The following is a 4,391-nucleotide window of genomic DNA, read 5'->3' as shown; positions in this document are numbered from 1 at the left end:
GCGTTCGGCGTGTTCATGATGAAGCAGTTCTACGACACCATCCCGAACGAGCTGAGCGAGGCCGCCCGCCTCGACGGCCTGTCGGAATGGGGCATCTACAGCCGCATCGTGCTGCCGCTGTCCGGTCCGTCCATCGCGGCGCTGGGCATCATCACCTTCACCAACACCTGGAATGACTACATGGGTCCGCTGATCTACTTGCGCGACAACAAACTGTGGACCATCCAGCTGGGTCTGAAGACCTTCATTGGCCAGTACTCCGCTGATTACGCCATGATCATGACGGGTTCCGTGCTTTCCGTCCTGCCCATTCTGATCGTCTTCCTGATCGGTCAGAAGCAGTTCGTCGAAGGTATCGCCACGTCCGGCATGAAGGGCTGACCTTTCAGCTCGAAACCGCACGCATCATTCAATGGGCCGACGACTGCCACAGCCGTCGGCCCATTGCCGTTCACGATCCACCTTGACGTATAGTTCGCGCGAGTAAAGTAGGTTCAATGGCGTCCTCATTCAGTAAGCAGTCGTTCAATAAAACGTTCACCACGGTCGCCAACAGCGTCTATCTGATGCTGATGGCCGGATGGCTCACCCTGATCGGCGTATTGCCGTTCAGCATATTGCTGTTCCTGCGCGTGCCGGTCAGCTACTATCCCACGTATGCACTGGCTCTGGCCCTGAGCGCCCCAGGGTTCGCCGCACTGTTCGCGGTGTTCCGCGACCAGCCCACGTTCATGTCCCGTGACGCCGCGCTGCGATCCAAACTGGTGCAGGATTATGCGGCGGACCCGAGCTTTCCCCCGGACTGGATTGCAGCCCCCTATGTTCCGTCCGATCGATCCGTCGCGATCGTCAGGCCGTATTTCCGCGCCTATGCGAAGTTGTTCCTGCGTGCCTTAAGCGTTGGCGTTCCATTCGGCTTGGTTCTGTTTGCGTTTGGCTATGATATTCAGCTCTCCCAGCAATTCAGTTGGGGTGCCTTCCTGATGCCGGTGTGCGTGGTGGTGATGGCGATCGCGCTGCAGGCGTATTTCGTCGGCTTGGTGATCATTGTTGAATATCCGAAGGCCAAATGGCTTAGTGTGATGAAGTCTGCAGTGCTGCTGTCCATTCGGCGGTTTGTGGCGTTGCTGATCGCGTTGGTGGTGATGGTCGGCTTCTTCTGCGGCGCGATGTGGAATCCGTTGCTGGTGCTGTTGCTTGGAACCGGTCTGGCCTCGTATGTGGAGTATTCCGCCGCGCGTTGGCAGGCGCAGATCCTCTTCGAGCAGATGGCGAGGGAGTCGGGCGACAAGCGCGTTCGCGACATGTATTCGGTGGGTGCCGGCGGCAGGTCGGACAAGCCGAAGTCGTCGTTCTGGCATGGCGGCAGGGACGTCATGCAGTAGACGAATGGCGAGTCGAGGCTGTCCGTTTGAAATTGGTCGATTATGATTGCTTTTGGTAGGTAATGTCTGCAATCATTGCAGTTCGGCATCATAGGAGGGCGCAATGGCGACCACATCTGAAGAGCGCGGCAATAATCCGGTGTCCGTCCGGCTGGATTACGAGGATGTGCGCAAGGCGGCGCGGAACCATCACGGCCTGACCTACAAGGGATTCGGCGTATTGTCCGGCAACGCCACATCCAGCTTGCTGATGGACTACAAAGCCGAGCACCCCGATGTCTACTGGCGGCTGGTGGAGACGCTGTTCGGCGGCGATCGCCCGATGATGAACACCGTCAAGGTGGAAATGGGCAATGATCGCAACAATTCCACAGGGCCGAACGTGGCGACCATGCGCGACTGGGGCGAATATCCCGCGGTCAGGCGTGAACCGGGGTTCCAGCTCGCCGCCGATGCCCGCCGCTACAACCCCGATCTGCATGTCAGCATGCTGCGCTGGCATGCGCCGACATGGGTGCGCTCCGACGACGATGTCTACCGCTGGTACAAAAACACGATATTGGCCGCTTGGCGCGAATACGGGTTCATGGTCGACTCCGTCAACCCCGATGTGAACGAACGCACCGCCGACCTGGCATGGGTGAGCGAATTCGCGAACCGCGTGAGGACCGACGAAACCGGCTTTGAGGGCAACGGTCCCGACGATCCGAACGCGGGATTCCACAGCGACGAGGAGCGCGATCTGTTCCACCGCATCAGGGTCATCACCTCCGATGAGGAAGTCACCGGCACCTTCGGCGACGAGCTGGTCAACACCCCCGAATACCTGAAGTCCATTGACGTGGCCGCCTACCACTATTCGGTGGAGGACGATCCCCATAACAACTTCAAGCGTCTGGCGGACGAGCTTGACAAGGAAGTCTGGAATTCCGAAGCCCAGGCCACCTTCTCGTGCTCGGCCGACCGTCCGAACAACACCAACGACAACGGGCTGGAACGTTTGGGGAAGAAGGTCCCCGAATACACCGGCACCGGCATCGGTGGACAGAACGGTCCGCTGGAAATGGGCAACACCCTGATCAAGGGATTCGTGGACTCCCGCCGCACCTGCGCGCTGTATCAGCCGGCGATCGGTGCATTCTACGAGAATATGGAGTATTCCTACAAGGAGCTCATCAGCGCGCGTGACCCCTGGAGCGGCTGGATGTACTACGACGCCGGCTGCGATGTGCTGCGGCACTTCTCGTCATTCGCCAACCTCGGTTGGGAAGGGCGCGACGACAAAGGCGGCGCACGTCCGATCTGGCGGGCGATCCCGGCTGCGTCCGGCTGCGAGGTCGGCGGCAACAACCCGGTGAACGGTGCGCGTCATGGCGAGCCCAGCTATCTGACATTGGCGGCTCCGGACGGCGGCGATGCAAGCGTGGTGATCGTCAACGATTCCGCTCTGGTGAAAACCTATCGTGTGGCGGTCGATGCGCGGCTTGCCGCCGCCGGGAAGCCGCTGACCCTGTGGGCCACCAAAGCCGCGCCTCAGGGGGAGCCGTATGACGCGGCCTGGCTGAAGCGGACAAACACCCTGCACCCGCGGAAGTACACGGTGGAAAGCGACCCGCAGGGTGACAGGGAACTGGCCGAATACGAATTCGAAGTCGAGCCGTTCAGCATGGTCACGGCCACCACCCTGAGCGATGTAACGGTGTCGCCCTTGCCGTCGACCGCCGAGGGCGGCAGGTCGGTGCTTGACGTCGATGCCGCGCGGGGCGTGTTGTATGCGGATGATTTTCGCTATGAGTCCGAACCCGAGGTGCCGGTGTTCAAACGCGACGCGCTGGTGAACGAATCGTATCTGTCGTCCCGTGGCGGCGACGCCGGTGCCACGCCGCGATTCACCACCGACAGCAACGGCGCCTTCGAAGTCGTGCCGGACGTCGACCGCGGGCGCGTGCTGCGCCAGCAGATCGATCGCGTTCACGCCGGCAACGCCTGGATCGAGGGGGAGCCGCGGACGGCGATCGGAGATATGCGCTGGACGAACTACCGCGTGTCGGTGGATGTGTGCTTCGAGCCGTATCGGGGTCGCGCCCCCTATGTGCTGCTTGGCGCCAGGGAGATGGCCGGCAACAAGTTCACCTCCGATGTCTGCGGCTATGACGTCAAACTGCAGGCGGACGGCAACTATCTGCTGCGCCGATTCGGAGACGAAAAGCGTCGCGGGCATTACGAGGACCTGCGGCTTCGAGCGCTTGAAGCCGGCACCCAGCCGTTCCGAAAGGGGCCGAACGTGTGGAACACCGTGGCCCTGCAGGTGGCGGATAATGTGGTGACGATGTTCGTCAATGACGCCAAAATCGCCGAATGGGTCGATGACGCGCCGCAGTCGGCGGGCCGCGTGAATCTCGGAACCAGCTTCGACCACGTGCGGTTCTCGAACCTGCGGGTGGAGCGCGTCGCCGGTCTGAGCCCGTACTACTCCGAGCTGATCGACGATCTGCATCTGACGAGCTGGGACGATACGACCACCCCGGTGCTGGTGTACGAGGGCGAATGGCTGCATGAAACCGGCAAGGGCATGTACGACTACAACCGCACCACCAGCACGGCGCTGTCGGCCGGTGCGCGTGTCAGCGTCGAATCCGACGCGCATGGCATCGACGTTTTTGGCCGCAGCAGCGGCAAGGCGTTGCTGAACGTCTATGTGGACGGCGAATTGGTCGCCGACGCGCAGCCGGTGCATGCCACCGACGGAGCGTTGCGCTGCGAGTTCCAGGCGCATGACCTGCCCGTCACGGAGGGGTCCGCCGGCGCGCATAGCGAGGGCGATCCGGATGAGGGCCGCCATGTCATTACGTTGGAAACCGCCACTGACGAACCGTTCCATCTGGACGCCATCGGCGTGCTGCGATAGTCGTGGGCCGGCGCATGCGCGAGGAAGGCATGCGCCGGCGCCTCGCCGACTGCGACACGCCAGGATTGCGTACAGTCGCACCGGTCGCGTAGTCTAAT

Annotated in this window: 3 protein-coding genes; all 3 read left to right on the top strand. The window is 61.8% G+C overall.

Translation table 11 applies throughout. The features are described 5' to 3' along the window. Positions 1-381, top strand: a 381-nt coding sequence (locus tag B2994_RS01460) for a carbohydrate ABC transporter permease (protein ID WP_291526631.1), incomplete at its 5' end; no start/stop codon positions are given. Between the two features lie 116 nt (positions 382-497). Then, positions 498-1,385: a hypothetical protein gene (locus tag B2994_RS01455; RefSeq protein WP_291526630.1), complete on the top strand. Its 888-nt coding sequence runs from the start codon at positions 498-500 to the stop codon at positions 1,383-1,385. Between the two features lie 103 nt (positions 1,386-1,488). Then, on the top strand, positions 1,489-4,293 hold the full coding sequence (locus tag B2994_RS01450; RefSeq protein WP_291526629.1) for a hypothetical protein: 2,805 nt from the start codon (positions 1,489-1,491) through the stop codon (positions 4,291-4,293). Positions 4,294-4,391: the final 98 nt, after the last annotated feature.

This window comes from Bifidobacterium sp. UBA744 (genome assembly GCA_002298605.1).
Lineage (GTDB): Bacteria > Actinomycetota > Actinomycetes > Actinomycetales > Bifidobacteriaceae > Bifidobacterium.
This window is presented reverse-complemented; position numbering and strand designations above follow the sequence as displayed.

What these genes read in the sequence shown, in the direction of transcription:
- B2994_RS01455 (WP_291526630.1), top strand. Translation starts at nt 498, where the DNA reads ATGGCGTCCTCATTCAGTAAGCAGTCGTTCAATAAAACGTTCACCACG.
- B2994_RS01450 (WP_291526629.1), top strand. Translation starts at nt 1,489, where the DNA reads ATGGCGACCACATCTGAAGAGCGCGGCAATAATCCGGTGTCCGTCCGG.